Raw genomic sequence first — 14,337 nt, 5'->3', positions numbered from 1 at the left:
AGAAACGAAAGCGCGGCTTATCTGCTAGCCCGCCCTTATTTCAGCCGGTTCAACACGATCCGTGCATGATCAACCGTTTCCGACGCCCCCAATCCGATCCCCGCCGCATAGCTTTGCAGCCACTGATCCGCTGCCGCTCCATGCAGAAAGACCCCGAACTGTGTCGCCTCCAATGCCGACAAGCCCTGCGCGATGAGCGCTGCGATCATCCCACCCAGCACATCGCCTTGCCCGGCCGAGGCCAGTGCCGCATTGCCCGACTGGTTGATGCTCACCTTTTCGCCATCGCTAACTACCGTTCCCGATCCTTTGACCAAGGCAATCACGTTTAAACGCTGCGCAAGTTCGCGCACCGCGGAGAGGCGCTGTGCCTGTACAGCGGAGGTCTCGATATTCAACAAGCGGGCCGCCTCAGCGGGATGGGGGGTAATGACAGTATCGCCACGCCGCGCCTTGCATAGCGCGAACAGTTCGGGATGCGTAGCCAGTAGATTCAGCGCGTCGGCGTCCAGGACCAAGGGTTCGGGTCGTGCTAGCAGCGTGGTCAGCATATGCACGGCCGTCTCGTCGCGCCCCAATCCTGGCCCGACTAACCACACGTCGTGCGCTTGCTGGATGGTTTGCAGCGCATCGGCAAGCATTAATTCGGGCATCAAGGGGTCGTAAGCGCTGGCCGCCGCTAACATGCCAATACGCACTTTGCCCGCACCCAGACGCAGTGCAGCGCGTCCGGCGAGGATAGCCGCGCCGGCCATGCCGGCAGCGCCCCCCACAACGCCGACCGTCCCGAAGGTACCTTTATTGGATTCCTGCATGCGGCGCATTTGCGCGGGCAGGCGCGTGGTTGAATACAGCGAGGTGGAGGCGGGCGGGTAGGCCGCTGCCGGTAAATCCAGCTCGAACAGAATGACTTCGCCAGCGGCGTCCTGACCGTGGGCCGTATGCAAACCCGGTTTGTCGCCGATAAAGGTCAGTGTGTGGTCAGCGGCCAACGCGCAGCCGTGGATTTGGCCACTGTCCGCATCAAGGCCGCTTGGGATATCCAGTGCCACCACGTTCAGCCCGGCGTGATTGATGTCTTTAAAAACCTGCGCGACGGCGTCGGGCACGGGGCGATTCAGGCCTATGCCAAATACCGCGTCGATCACCAGCGTGGTGTCCGCTGGCAAGCCGGCGATCCGTTCTGGCCCCAGTTCCAGCCATAACCTGCGAGCCTGACTGGCGTCCGCCGCCAGGTCGCCCACGTGCAATACCGGCCAGACGTGCACGGTGAAGCCTGCAATATATAAGTGGCGCGCGCAGACATAGCCGTCGCCGCCGTTATTGCCTGGCCCAACCAGAACCGTAATCACGCTGGAGCGCGGGTAGTGTCCGCCGATCCAACGTGCGGCGGCGGTGCCGGCGCGCTCCATCAGCGGGAGACCGGAGGCGAGTTGCTGGTTTTCTATCTTTTGCAGTTCGGCGCGGGTGTAAAGCGGATGGGTCATGGCTGGCGTCCCAGACGTTGACGTTGTACCCGGAAAATCCAGGTCTGGATCAGGCGCTCGGTTTGCGGCGGCAGATCGATAAAGCGGCAACCCACACGCCAGTCGCCACGTGGTAGCGGGGTCAGTTGGCAAACTTGCAAGTCAACATAGATCTCCCCGGCACTGGGCAGCGTGATGCGGCAATGATTCAACACATCGGTAGTGGCGGGTAGCTCGGCATCTGCGCTCAGCGCCAGGCCTGCAACGCTCAGGTTCATCAGCGGCAACGGTTGATCTCCGCCGGACGGCCCAGGCCAATAGCAACAGATGGCCTGCGCGGGGTCTATGTCGAGCCGAAAGGCATCGCGCTGTCCGGCTTCTATCATCGGCATATCCGTCGCGGTGGGTATCATCCGCCACTCCCTGTTCAGTAGGCGGCGCTGGGGCTCAGGCCGGTTAAATTAGCGGATTGCAGCGCCTCCACTTCTTCCACCCGCGCGCGTTCTTCTTTGCGTTGCGTCTGGCGTTCAGCGGTGCGTGGGCGCACATGCAATTTGATCTGGGTGTCGTCATACCAGAAGGCAATCGAAGGCCAGGAGGCATGCCGGTGCGTCGGTGGTGGCTCCAGATGCTGGTAATCAATTTTGTGGTTCAGCAAAAAGATTTCCACGCTTTTCGGGTCATCCAGATAGATCAGCAGGTTGATATCCGAATGCGGGCCAGCCACGCCTGAGAGCACGGAGCCGGTAAGGTAAGGTGTGAACTGGTTCAGCAGGCGCATCATATTGATGGCCTTGCCACGCAGCGCATGCAGGCTGTCGATGTGTTGCGGTTGATAGATCGCCCGATAGCTTTCCAGCGCGGCTTCGATCTCTTGATTGGAGGGCAATACGCGTGCGTCCGAGCTGCCAAGGTTGCGCGCCGCTTTTTTCTTGGCCAATGCAAAGTCGTGCAGATGATCTTCTGCGATCAGCCGGGCGGCCTGATGTGCAATCTCTGCACGCAGGTTCAAGGAATGTCGATCAGCCGTGAATGGCTTGCCCATGATGGAACTCTCCGTGACTACCCAGTTAGCGCCGTGCCGTGGCGGCGTGGCGCGAGCCAATGCTAACGCGTGGTTCGTGTCATACACCTCCTTACGTGCCGGGTAGCACCCTGCAATGGATGCTACCCGATTACGCCGCTGGCACAAAATCCGTAATGCGCTGACAACCGGTAGGCAGTAGCAGTAAGCTGCCTTAGAACAACAAATCCTTGATTTCATCCAGCGGTTGCGTGGCGGCGGTGCCGCTGCCCAGGCCGAGTTCGGGATTGGTCTGGGTCCATTCGCTATAAAAATACTCTGTCCGATCACCGCGCTCGGTTTGCATGGTTTGCGCCACCACGCCTTCGGGCACTGGATATTGTTTTTCTGGCAGCCCATCGAGCGCGGTTGCCATAAAGTTAATCCATATCGGCAATGCCGCCGCGCCGCCGGTTTCGGATCCGCCCAAAGAACGCGGCTGGTCAAAGCCCACCCATGCCACGGCAACCAGGTCGGGCGTATATCCGGCGAACCACGCATCGCGCGTATCGTTGGTGGTGCCGGTTTTACCGGCCAGATCACGCCGACCCAATACGCGTGATTTAGAGCCGGTGCCGAATCGCATTACGTCCTGCATCATGCTGGTCATCACAAAGGCATTGCGCGCATCAAGTGTGCGTTTTGCATTTTCGCCCGCTACTTCAGCCGCCATTTGCGCCACGATTTTGCCGCGGCTATCGGTAATCCGTTGTACATACCATGAATAAACGCGGTAGCCGGTATTGGCAAAAACTGAATAGCCTTCCGCCATTTGCGCGGCCGTGACGCTGCCCGCACCCAGTGCCATGGTCAGATAAGCGGGATTCTGTTTGGGCGTAAAACCGAAACGCGTATCAAATTGCTGTGCATATTGTGGCGTTATCGATTGCAGGATACGGATCGATACAAGGTTTTTGGAATGCGTTAATGCATTGCGCACCGTCATCATTCCTTCGTATTTTCCGTCGTAGTTTTTCGGTTCCCATTTCTGACCGCCCACTTGATCGGGGTCGATCACGATCGGCGCATCATTAATCAATGTGGCTGGTGTAACGCCTTTTTCCAATGCGGCTGAATACACAAACGGTTTAAAACTGGAGCCGGGCTGGCGCCATGCCTGGGTGACATGATTAAAACTGCTGCGATTAAAATCGAAGCCGCCGACCAATGCACGCACCGCACCATTTTGCGGATCCAGCGCCACGAGCGCGCCTTCCACCTGCGGCATTTGCGATAACTGCCAGCCTTTGTCGCTCCGGCGTACCCGGATAATGGCGCCGGGACGGATGCGGGCGGTGGGCGCGGCCTTGTCGCTGAGCGCAAAGCGCGCGGCCTTGAGGGCGTCTGGGCCGAGCGTAATGGCTTCGCCGCCCTTAAGTGTGGCTTGCACATTTTGTAGGGATGCGCGAGTTACCACAGCCGCCAGTAAATCATCTGCATCTTTGATGTCGGCCATGGCATCATCAAGCCCTTCCTCACTGCCGGGCTTGAAGAGTTCAGGATCGATAAAGCCTTCGGGTCCGCGATAACCGTGGCGCTGGTCGTAATCCAACAAGCCCTTTCTGAGAGAGACATATGCGGCTGTCTGGTCCTTGCTGTCGAGTGTCGTGTAAACCTTGAATCCTGACGTGTACGCGGCATCCTTGTAGCGGTCATACATCATCTGGCGGACGGACTCAGCAAGATATTCGGCGTGAACGGCGAAATCCTGGGTGGCTCGATGCAGTTGTAGCGGCGCTTGTAATGCCTGTTGATATTGGGCGTCGCTGATAAAACGCAGTTCGTGCATACGGCGCAACACATATTGCTGGCGCAAGGTGGCACGTTTGAGATTGGCAATCGGGTTATAGGCGGACGGCGCTTTGGGCAGGCCGGCCAGCATGGCGGCTTCGGCCACCGAAATCTGTTTCAGATCTTTACCAAAATAAGTCTGCGCCGCCGAAGCAAAACCATAGGCGCGCTGGCCCAGATAAATCTGGTTAAGGTAAAGCTCCAGAATCTGGTCTTTGGAAAGGTTGTGCTCGATCTTGAATGAGAGCAAAGCCTCATTGAATTTGCGGGTAAATGTTTTTTCGTTTGTGAGATAAAAATTACGCGCAACTTGCATGGTGATGGTGCTGGCGCCCGATTGCACATGGCCGGGTACCACATTACCGGCCATTGCGCGCAGCACACCGAGGTAATCAATGCCTCCATGCTGATAAAAACGTTCATCTTCGGCCGCCAGCAAGGCTTGTTTCATGACCGCTGGTACCTGATCAATGGGCATGAAAGCACGGCGCTCTTCACCGAATTCTCCGATTAATATCTCGTCTGCGGTATAGACGCGCAGCGGGATTTTAGGACGGTAATCAGTCAGGGCGTCGAGTGGCGGTAATCTGGGGTAGGTCAGAAGAACGGCAAAAAGAGCCAGACCGACGGCAAAAATAAACAGGCCGCCAAAGATGCCGAGAACAATAAGCAGTATTCGTTTGGTCATTTGCGGTTTTAGTAATCGTTATATTTAGTGAAATTGGCGCAATCAGAGCGTGTTGCAAAAATAATCTGATTTAACGCGCAATCCTTTACAGATTGTTATATGGCTTGCTAGGATTTTTGCGTATCTTGACAGAAAACTATCCTACTTTCCTGTTTTTAAAAGGAAATCTGTGTTGAAGCTCGACTTTCTCAAACCCAAGGCGCCGCCGCTGATCGGTGTGGATATCAGTTCCTCGGCCGTCAAGATGGTCGAACTGGGCCAGACCGGGCGCAACTTCAGCCTCGAGCGCTATGCGATCGAGCCGTTGCCCAAGGATGCTGTCTCTGACGGCAATATCGCCAATATGGACGCAGTGGCCGAGGCCGTGCGTCGCGCCTGGCGACAGATGGGCACGCGTCTCAAGACCGTGTCGATCGCATTGCCGGCTGCCGCAGTCATTACCAAAAAGATTCTGGTGCCCAGCGGCTTGTCCGAACGCGAGCTGGAGGGCCAGGTTGAGACTGAAGCCAACCAGTACATTCCGTTTCCGCTGGACGAAGTCAACCTGGATTTCCAGGTGCTCGGCCCGGCGCCCAATGTGCCCACCGAAGAAGAAGTCCTCATCGCTGCTGCCCGTAAAGAGAAAGTGGACGAGCGCGTTGCCGCGATCGAATCCGCCGGTCTCAAGGCCGTGGTGGTCGATGTTGAATCGTATGCCACCCAGGCCGCTTTTGAATTGATGCGCCCGCAGTTGCCCAATAACGGTGATGGCCAGATTGTGGCCGTGGTCGACATTGGCGCCACCGCAATGCATATGAATATCTTCCGCGATGGCCAGTCGATCTACAGTCGCGATCAGGCCTACGCGGGCAACCAGTTGACTCAGGAAATCCAGCGCAAGTTCAACTTGCCCTCGGACGAGGCCGAGGCCGCCAAGAAAACCGGTGGTCTGCCCGAGAACTACGAACCCGAAGTGTTGCAGCCGTATATGGACACGATGGCGCTCGAAATCTCGCGCTCCTTGCAGTTCTTTTATACGTCGAGCAACTACAACTCGGTCGACCATATCCTGCTGGCGGGCGGCGGTAGCGCCATCCACGGGCTGGACGACGCGGTGGCCAGCCGTACCCAGGTCACCAGCACCATGCGCGCCAACCCGTTCTACGGCATGGCCACCGGCAAGGTGCGCGGAAAACAAATCCAGCTTGATGCTCCTTCTTTACTGATCGCATGTGGCCTCGCCATGCGGAGGTTTGACCCGTCATGATCCGCATAAACCTTTTACCGCACCGGGAACAGGCGCGGTTGGCACGGCATCGCCGTTATCTGGCGATGCTGGCTGCGGCCTTTATCGCCGGCACGGTGGTGGTGGCGCTTGGCTATCTGTATTACGACGGCCGCATTACCACCCAGAACGAACGCAATAACTTCCTGAAAGCCGAGAACGACAAGTTGCAGCAACAGATTCTTGAGATCGAAAAGCTCAAGACCGAGAAGCAACAATTGCTGGATCGCAAAAAGGTGGTTGAACGCCTGCAGGCCAACCGTGCCGAGGACGTCAAGGTGCTGGACCAGCTGACCCGGCAGACGCCGGAAGGCGTGTACCTGAAAAGCATCAAGCAGACCGATGCCTTGCTGGTGCTCAACGGTTACGCGCAATCCAACGCGCGCGTTTCTACCTTGATGCGCAATCTGGCTGATTCGCCGGTATTTGAACAACCGCTGCTGATCGAAGTAAAAGCCGCCACGGTAGGCACGCAACGCCTGTCCGAATTCACGCTCAACGTGCAGATCACTCGCGCGGTGGAAGATGCATCGGGCCCGGCTGCGGCCAAGAAACCGGGAGCACCGCAATGACGATGGATGAACTGCGTAATCTGGACCCCAAAGACATGGGCAACTGGCCGTTGCCGGTGCAGATGTCTTTGCTGGCCATCGTGTTTGCGCTGGTGATCGCGGGTGGGTATTTCTATCTGTGGAGTGATCAGATGGATGCGCTCACCTCGGGCGAGGCGCAAGAAGCTCAGCTCAAGACGGAATATCTTGAGAAAGAAAAGAACGCGATCAACCTGGACGCCTACAAGCAGCAGCTGGAAGAAATCCGTCACTCATTTGATTCGCTGCTGCGTCAGCTGCCGAATAAATCCGAGATGGAAACGCTGTTGACCGAGATCAACCAGGCTGGTGTGGGCCGTGGTCTGCAGTTTGAGCTGTTCAAGCCCAATGCCGAGACCAAGACCGCTGAATTTGCCGAGATGCCGATCGACATCAAGATTGATGGCAAGTATCACGATCTGGCGGCGTTTGTGAGCGATGTGGCGCAACTGTCGCGCATTGTGACGCTGACCAATATCGAGATTACCGTGCCGAAGTCGCCCGATCAGTTGACCATGGCCGCTGTGGTCAAGACCTATCGCGCACTGGATGATGCTGAGGCGCAGGCCGTGCATCAGGCTGAAATCGACGCGAAGAAGAAGAAGTGAGACCCATGCCCATGAACTCTATATGCAGCGTCGCACTGAACCGCACCGTGGTGTCGCGCGGCCTGGCACTCACCCTGCTGGCGCTGACGCTGGCCGCGTGTGGTGACGGCAACGACGATCTTCGGGCGTGGATGGCGCAAAGCAAGGAAGGCCTGCGCGGCAAGGTAGAACCGTTGCCCGAGGCGCGCCAGTACACGCCGTTTACCTACAATGCATTTGACGTATCCGATCCGTATAACCCGCACAAGATGGATGTCGCGCGCAAAGCGGGCGGCGGCGTCGCAGCACCGGATACCAATCGCCCCAAAGAAGCACTGGAAAACTACGATCTCGAAAAGCTGGTCTTCGTCGGCACGCTGCAACAAGGCAAGACCGTGCAGGCATTGATACGCGCGCCGGATGGCAATCTGTACCGGATCAAGGTCGGCAATTACATGGGTCAGAACTTCGGCAAGGTGCTCGTCGTATCTGATACCGAAGTCAAACTCAAAGAAATCGTCGAAGACAGCGGCGGGGATTGGGTGGAGCGTGATACTTCGCTTCCCCTGCAAGAAGCGGAGCAGAAAAAATGATCAAGGCATCCATCATGCAAAAAGCATGGCTGGTCTCCTGCGCACTGTGCGCCTCCTGGGCCATGGCGGCAGACATTACTGGCGTGGACGTCAATCAGGTCACGCCTGAAAAGCAGATTATCAAGCTGACGTTCAACGGCACACCGCCCACCCCGACCGCCTTTTCGGTGAATACGCCGCCGCGTATCGCCTTCGATTTTCCGGGCGCGGGCAACCAGGCTGGCAAAAACAGCGTGCAAGTCAATGGTAGCGCGCTGCGCGTGATCAATATCGCGGAAGGCCCGGGCCGTACCCGCCTGGTGCTGAACCTGCAAAAGCAGGCTGGCTATACCACCAAGGTGGATGGCAACAGCTATATCATTACGCTGGATGGCGCGCAGGCAAATACGCCCGCCGAAACCCGTCCGGTGCACTTTGCCGATGCCAAGCCGGCTGCTGCCGCGCAAAGCATCAAGGGCGTGGATTTCCGCCGTGGCCCCAATGGCGAAGGCCGTCTGGTGGTGGATCTGTCTGATCCTAACGTCGGTATCGATATCCGCCCGCAAGGCAAAACCCTGCTGGTTGATTTCTCCAAGGCCGCACTGCCCAAGACGCTGGAACGCCGCATGGACGTGAGCGACTTTGGCACCTCGGTGGTCAAGGTTGATGCCTATGCCATGGGTGACAACGCGCGCATTGCCATCGAGCCGAAAGGCAACTGGGAATACTCGGCGTATCAGACCGAGAGCCGCTTTATTGTTGAAGTCCGCCCCAAGGTGGAAGACAACAAGGTCGGCGCGGTCAAGCCGGCGTACAAGGGCGAAAAACTCTCGCTGAACTTCCAGAACGTTGAAATCCGCACCGTACTGCAAGTGATTGCCGAGTTCACCGGCCTGAACATCATCACCAGCGACTCGGTCAACGGTAACCTGACGCTGCGCCTTAAAGACGTGCCGTGGGACCAGGCGCTCGACATCATTCTGCAAGCCAAGGGTCTGGATCAGCGCAAGAGTGGCAACGTGCTGTGGATTGCGCCGCGCGCCGAACTGGCTGACAAAGAAAAGCAACAGTTCGAAGCGCAAAAGAACATCGATGATCTGGAACCGACCCGGACTGAGTCGTTTGAGCTCAAGTACCAGAAGGGCGACGACATCAAAAAGATGCTGACCGACGACAAGCAACAGATGTTGTCCAAGCGCGGCAGCATTGTGGTCGATCCGCGCACCAACACCCTGTTTATTCAGGATGTGTCGAGCAAGCTGGAGCAGATCCGTTCGGTGATCAACAAGATCGACGTGCCGGTGCGCCAGGTGATGATCGAGGCCCGTATTGTGGAAGCTTCGGACACCTTCAGCCGTGAACTCGGCGCTCGTCTGGGTTGGGCCACGCTGAGCCACGTCGGTGGCACCACCATCGGCACCTCGCCTAGCCTGAGCAACTACAGCGGTAGCGGCACCAATACCGGCAATACGTCGAGCAATACGCTGAGCACCAGCAATCTGTTGGGCGTTAACCTGCCGGCCACCGGTCTGGGTGTGGGCAATGCCTCGACCTTTGCACTGGTTGCGCAAAGCGCCAACTGGTTGCTGGGTCTGGAACTGTCGGCGCTTGAGGCGGACAGCAAGGGCAAGATCATTTCCAGCCCGCGTCTGGTGACGGCCGATCAGGTTGAAGCCGTGATTGAAGATGGTCAGCAAATCCCGTACTCGCAAAGCGCGCAGAACGGTGCCACTACCATCGCCTTCAAGGACGCTTCGCTGTCGCTGCGTGTGACGCCGCAAATCACGCCGGATGGCAACGTGGTACTCGACGTCAAAGTGAACAAGGATAGCGTGGGTCAGACCACTTCCAACGGCCCGGCCATCAACACCAAGCACATCGAAACCAAGGTGCTGGTTGAGAACGGCGGCACGGTGGTGATCGGTGGTATCTACACCCAGACGCTGACCAACTCGGTCGACAAGACGCCGGTGCTGGGCGATATCCCGGTGCTGGGTAATCTGTTCAAGTACCACATCGACACCGACAACCGGGCCGAGCTGCTGATCTTTATTACGCCGAAGATCATCCAGTCCGACCTGACCCTGCGTTAAGCGCGCCGCGGTACGCTCAACTGGCCGCACTGCAATGCGCTGACGCGGCCTGTTGCAGCAACTGCAACGCAGCAGGAAGGCCGCCCGCCCGGGCGGACTTTCCGATAAAATGCCTGGCATGAAAATGCCAGGCAATTTTTTTCTCGTCGGTTTGATGGGCGCCGGTAAAACCACGGTCGGGCGCGCGCTCGCCCGCGCCACCGGCAAGACCTTTCTTGATTCCGATCACGAGATCGAAGCGCGCACCGGCGTGCGGATTCCCACCATCTTCGAGATGGAGGGCGAAGGCGGCTTTCGCGCGCGCGAATGTTCGGTGATCAGCGAGCTGACGGCAATGCAGGACATCGTGCTGGCCACGGGCGGCGGCGCAGTGCTCAATCCGGACAACCGCGCGGCACTGCGCCGGGGCGGCTTTGTGATCTATCTGCGCGCCAGCGTCGACGATCTGTACCAGCGCACCGCGCATGACAAGAATCGCCCGCTGCTGCAAACCGCCAACCCCAAAGCCCGCCTGGCCGAGTTGTTTGAAGCGCGCGACCCCTTGTATCGCGAAGTGGCTGATCTGGTGATGGATACCAGCCGCCAGACCGTCCAGCATCTGACCCATCAGTTGATCCTGCAACTTGAGAAGACCCTTCATGCGCACCGTTAAGCTAGAGCTCGGCCCCGATTCCTACGACATCCTGATCGGCCGCGACGTGCTGGCGCAGGCTGAGCGCATTACTGCCTTGTTGCCGCAACCGCGCGTGGCGATCGTGACCAATACCACGGTGGCGCCGCTGTACCTGCAGCCGCTAAGCGATGCATTGGCGGCGCGCGGCGTCAGCGTGCTGCCGGTGGTGCTGCCCGATGGCGAGCAATACAAAACCTGGGAAACGCTCAATCTGATTTTTGATGCGCTGCTGGGTGCGCGCGCGGAACGCAAAACCACGCTGATTGCCCTGGGTGGGGGCGTGGTGGGCGATATGACTGGCTTTGCCGCGGCGGTGTATCAACGCGGCGTGCCGTTTATCCAGATTCCAACCACCTTGCTGGCGCAGGTGGATTCCTCGGTCGGTGGCAAGACGGCCATCAATCATCCGCTGGGCAAGAACATGATCGGCTCGTTCTACCAACCGCGTCTGGTGCTGGCCGATCTGGCCACGCTGGATACCTTGCCGCCGCGCGAGTTCTCCGCGGGCCTGGCCGAAGTGATCAAGTACGGTCTGATCGACGATCTGGAATTCTTTGAATGGCTCGAAGCCAATATCGACGCATTGATGACGCGCGATGTGGCGGCACTGACCTACGCGGTCGAACGCAGCTGCCAAAACAAGGCGCGCATCGTCGGCGAGGATGAAAAAGAACAAGGCGTGCGTGCCTTGCTGAACCTGGGCCATACCTTTGGCCATGCCATCGAAACCGGCATGGGCTATGGCGTGTGGTTGCATGGCGAAGGCGTGGCCGCAGGCATGGTGCTGGCGGCGCACGCTTCGCGTCTGCTCGGCCAGATCAGCGATGCGGATCTGGAGCGCATCATCAACTTGATCCATGCTGCCGGTTTGCCGGTGCAAGCGCCGGACTTTGGCTATGAGCGCTATGCGGAACTGATGGCGCAAGACAAGAAAGTGGATGCCGGCAAGATCAAGTTCATCCTGATGCAAAAGCTGGGCCAGTCATACATCGGCACGCTGAGCCCGGAGATCGTACGCGGCGCACTTCAGGCCGGTTGTTCGGCCGACGCGATTGCTTCCAGCCTGGCGTAATCGGCCAGGGTTTCTTGCAGCGGCGCGCGCATGCGTGCCGCCAGTTCTTCCATATGCTTGCCTTCTTTGGCCGCTAGCGGCGCTTCGACGCATTCATAGATATCCAGCAAGGTGATGCGCGCCGGCGCAGCCGCCAACAGCCATTCGCCTTCGCGCGTGGTTTCCACCCAGCCGCATTCCAGCATCTCGTCCAGCAAGGTCAGCGTGCTATCCAGGCCCACGTTGATCTGAAGGCGCAACTCGTTGATGTGCAACAGCACACCGTTTTCATGCGCCTCGGACAAGGCCAGCAGGATACGCACCGCTTGCTCAAAGCGCGTGCCACGGCGCGCATGCCATTCCCACGCATCACCGTGCCAGTACGACAAACTGGCCGACAGCACCGCGCCGCCCAGAATGATCACCCAGCACACATACAACCAGGTCAGAAAGATCGGGAAGCTGGCAAACGCGCCGTACACCATCTTTAGCGTCACAAAGGCCTGCACATACAGGCCGAACAAAGCCTTCATCAATTCCAACGCCACGCCCACCAGCACGCCCGCAATAATGGCGTGGCTGCGCGGCACATAACAGTTGGGGATGGTGATGTACATCAGGCTCAGCATCGCAAACATCACCAGCGAGGGGCCGACGCGGATAGTGGTGTCCCATACCTGAATGCCGCTGATCAAGCCGCCGCTGTGATGATAAATCCACGACGTCAGCGACAGGCTGATGCCCAGCGCCACCGGGCCCAGCGTCAGCGCTGCCCAGTAAATCAGCGTGCGCGCCAGAATGCCGCGCGGGCGCCGTACCGACCAGATTTCGTTAAAGGTTTTTTCGATGGTAAAGATCAGCAGCAGGGCGGTGACCGCCAGGCCGATGGTACCGAGGGCAGTCAGTTTTTCCGCGTTATCGGAAAACTGCCGCATGTATACGCCGATGATCTTGCCGGCGGCATCGGGCACCAGATTCAGCAAGATGAAGGTTTTGAACTTGGCGCTGTAATCACTGAACATCGGAAACGCGCTGAACAGCGTCAGCGCGATGGTAAAGAGCGGAATCAGCGCCAGCAGCGTGGTGTAGGTCAGGCTACCCGCCGTTTGCAGGCAACGATCCTTGATCAGCCGATGGCCGACATACTGACCAAAGCCGATCACCCGGCGCCAGAAACTGATGGTCACCAGGCTTTCCAGATGTTGGCGGGTTAAAGGATGAAACATCGCAGCGCCGAAGAATTTATAATCGCCCGAGTTTAACTGAAGTGGCCTCGGGCGTACGCCTCGGGGCGTCTCATTGAAAGAACGGAGCAAGCTCTTGGCAGATATTCTGGTGCTGTACTACAGCACACACGGCGCCACGCGCCAACTGGCTCAACTGATTGCGCGCGGTGTTGAATCCGTGCCCGGCGCCACGGCACGCGTGCGCACCGTGCCCAAAGTCTCCACCGTCACCGAAGCGACTGAACCCGCCATCCCGGACAGCGGTGCGCCTTATGTCAGCGTGGCTGATCTGGAAGAATGCATCGGCATCGCCGTCGGCAGCCCAACCCGCTTTGGCAATATGGCGGCGCCAATGAAATATTTCTGGGATGGCACGGTGGGCGCCTGGCTGGGCGGCACGCTGGCAGGCAAAGCGGCGACGGTGTTTACCAGCACCGGGTCGCACCACGGCGGTAACGAAACCACGCTGATCACCATGATGTTGCCGCTGTTGCATCACGGCATGGTGCTGGTGGGCCTGCCGTACACCGAAACCGCGCTGTCGACCACCGAGAGCGGCGGCACGCCCTACGGCGCCAGCCACGTGGCGGGCGCGCAAGGCAATCTGCCGATTACCGAGCACGAAAAACAACTGGCATTGGCGCAAGGCAAACGGCTGGCCGAAGTGGCGCTCAAGCTGGCGGTCAAGGCATGAGCCGGCGTCCGGCCCAGCCGCTGAAAAACGGCGCGCAAAAACGTGCGTGGGCGCAATGGATATCGATTACGTGCTGGCTGGCGTTGATCGCGTTGTGCTTGCTGTGGGAACTGTGGCTGGCGCCGTTGCGGCCCGGTGGCTCATCGCTGGCATTAAAAGCCGTGCCCTTGCTGCTACCGCTGCGTGGCTTGCTGCACGGCCGTCGCTATACCTATCAGTGGAGCTCGATGTTTGTGCTGCTGTGGTGGGCTGAGGGTTTGATGCGTGCGTGGAGCGACAAAGGCTTGTCGCAGGGGCTGGCGTTTGTGGAGGTCATCATCACCAGCATCGCGTTTCTGTCGATCTCGTATTACTCGAAATGGATGCGTCCGAGCATTCTGGAGGCCGAGCAGCATTAAGACGCAGTCTCCGCGCGATGCCGAGCCAATGCGGTGAAGATAGGGTGGGTCTAGACCCACCACTCAAAGCCATAGAGAAGAATTGATCGGCGTGCAGCGTTCTTCTTCGCGGCTTTGGATGGTCGGTCTAGACCCACCACTCAAAGCCATAGAGAAGAATTGATCGGCGTGCAGCGTTCTT

General features: G+C 58.5%; 14 protein-coding genes. 9 read left to right on the top strand and 5 right to left on the bottom strand.

Translation table 11 applies throughout. The features are described from left to right. Nucleotides 1-35: 35 nt before the first annotated feature. The 4 genes from ACYQ1A_RS20610 to ACYQ1A_RS20595 all read right to left on the bottom strand — a co-directional run bounded on the left by ACYQ1A_RS20610 (nt 36) and on the right by ACYQ1A_RS20595 (nt 5,008). A complete protein-coding gene (locus tag ACYQ1A_RS20610) occupies nt 36-1,487 on the bottom strand; it encodes an NAD(P)H-hydrate dehydratase (RefSeq protein ID WP_499365512.1) in 1,452 nt (483 codons plus the stop codon). Further along, nucleotides 1,484-1,852 carry a flagellar brake protein gene (locus ACYQ1A_RS20605; protein ID WP_499365510.1) on the bottom strand — a complete coding sequence of 123 codons (369 nt, stop codon included), beginning with the start codon at nt 1,850-1,852 and terminating at the stop codon, nt 1,484-1,486. The genes ACYQ1A_RS20610 and ACYQ1A_RS20605 overlap by 4 nt, the downstream gene beginning before the upstream one ends. 41 nt (nt 1,853-1,893) lie before the next feature. After that, the gene (locus ACYQ1A_RS20600; protein ID WP_499365507.1) at nt 1,894-2,511 is read right to left on the bottom strand and encodes a nucleotidyltransferase domain-containing protein; all 618 of its coding nucleotides are present in this window, start codon (nt 2,509-2,511) and stop codon (nt 1,894-1,896) included. Nucleotides 2,512-2,704: 193 nt separating this feature from the next. Next, nucleotides 2,705-5,008, bottom strand: a complete 2,304-nt coding sequence (locus ACYQ1A_RS20595; RefSeq protein ID WP_499365505.1) for a penicillin-binding protein 1A — start codon at nt 5,006-5,008, stop codon at nt 2,705-2,707. A gap of 169 nt (nt 5,009-5,177) precedes the next feature. Here ACYQ1A_RS20595 and ACYQ1A_RS20590 point away from each other — a divergent pair, with 169 nt between their 5' ends. The 7 genes from ACYQ1A_RS20590 to aroB all read left to right on the top strand — a co-directional run bounded on the left by ACYQ1A_RS20590 (nt 5,178) and on the right by aroB (nt 11,859). Continuing rightward, nucleotides 5,178-6,254: a pilus assembly protein PilM gene (locus tag ACYQ1A_RS20590; protein ID WP_499365504.1), complete on the top strand. Its 1,077-nt coding sequence runs from the start codon at nt 5,178-5,180 to the stop codon at nt 6,252-6,254. After that, entirely contained in the window at nt 6,251-6,844 is a 594-nt protein-coding gene (locus ACYQ1A_RS20585; protein ID WP_499365502.1) for a PilN domain-containing protein, read from the top strand. The genes ACYQ1A_RS20590 and ACYQ1A_RS20585 overlap by 4 nt, the downstream gene beginning before the upstream one ends. Next, nucleotides 6,841-7,470, top strand: coding sequence for a type IV pilus inner membrane component PilO (locus ACYQ1A_RS20580; protein ID WP_062222858.1), 630 nt, complete (start codon nt 6,841-6,843; stop codon nt 7,468-7,470). Before ACYQ1A_RS20585 ends, ACYQ1A_RS20580 begins: the two co-directional genes overlap by 4 nt. A 5-nt stretch (nt 7,471-7,475) precedes the next feature. After that, a complete protein-coding gene (locus ACYQ1A_RS20575; protein ID WP_499365499.1) occupies nt 7,476-8,042 on the top strand; it encodes a pilus assembly protein PilP in 567 nt (188 codons plus the stop codon). Next, complete coding sequence (locus tag ACYQ1A_RS20570; protein WP_499365497.1) at nt 8,039-10,114, top strand: type IV pilus secretin PilQ; 2,076 nt, start codon at nt 8,039-8,041, stop codon at nt 10,112-10,114. The genes ACYQ1A_RS20575 and ACYQ1A_RS20570 overlap by 4 nt, the downstream gene beginning before the upstream one ends. Nucleotides 10,115-10,223: 109 nt before the next feature. After that, nucleotides 10,224-10,766 carry a shikimate kinase gene (locus ACYQ1A_RS20565; RefSeq protein WP_499365495.1) on the top strand — a complete coding sequence of 181 codons (543 nt, stop codon included), beginning with the start codon at nt 10,224-10,226 and terminating at the stop codon, nt 10,764-10,766. Beyond that, the gene (gene aroB / locus ACYQ1A_RS20560; RefSeq protein WP_499365492.1) at nt 10,753-11,859 is read left to right on the top strand and encodes a 3-dehydroquinate synthase; all 1,107 of its coding nucleotides are present in this window, start codon (nt 10,753-10,755) and stop codon (nt 11,857-11,859) included. The genes ACYQ1A_RS20565 and aroB overlap by 14 nt, the downstream gene beginning before the upstream one ends. Here aroB and ACYQ1A_RS20555 read toward each other — a convergent pair. Continuing rightward, a complete protein-coding gene (locus tag ACYQ1A_RS20555) occupies nt 11,814-13,064 on the bottom strand; it encodes a YihY family inner membrane protein (RefSeq protein WP_499365488.1) in 1,251 nt (416 codons plus the stop codon). The genes aroB and ACYQ1A_RS20555 overlap by 46 nt on opposite strands. Before the next feature lie 94 nt (nt 13,065-13,158). Here ACYQ1A_RS20555 and wrbA point away from each other — a divergent pair, with 94 nt between their 5' ends. Together wrbA and ACYQ1A_RS20545 are read left to right on the top strand one after the other, a co-directional pair. Then, on the top strand, nt 13,159-13,758 hold the full coding sequence (wrbA, locus tag ACYQ1A_RS20550) for an NAD(P)H:quinone oxidoreductase (protein WP_499365484.1): 600 nt from the start codon (nt 13,159-13,161) through the stop codon (nt 13,756-13,758). Then, nucleotides 13,755-14,156: a DUF2069 domain-containing protein gene (locus tag ACYQ1A_RS20545; RefSeq protein WP_499365481.1), complete on the top strand. Its 402-nt coding sequence runs from the start codon at nt 13,755-13,757 to the stop codon at nt 14,154-14,156. Before wrbA ends, ACYQ1A_RS20545 begins: the two co-directional genes overlap by 4 nt. The last annotated feature ends 181 nt before the right edge of the window (nt 14,157-14,337 follow it).

It is taken from the genome of Silvimonas sp. JCM 19000 (assembly GCF_054652575.1).
The sequence above is the reverse complement of the archived record's forward strand: the minus strand, read 5'-3'. Positions and strand labels throughout refer to the sequence as shown.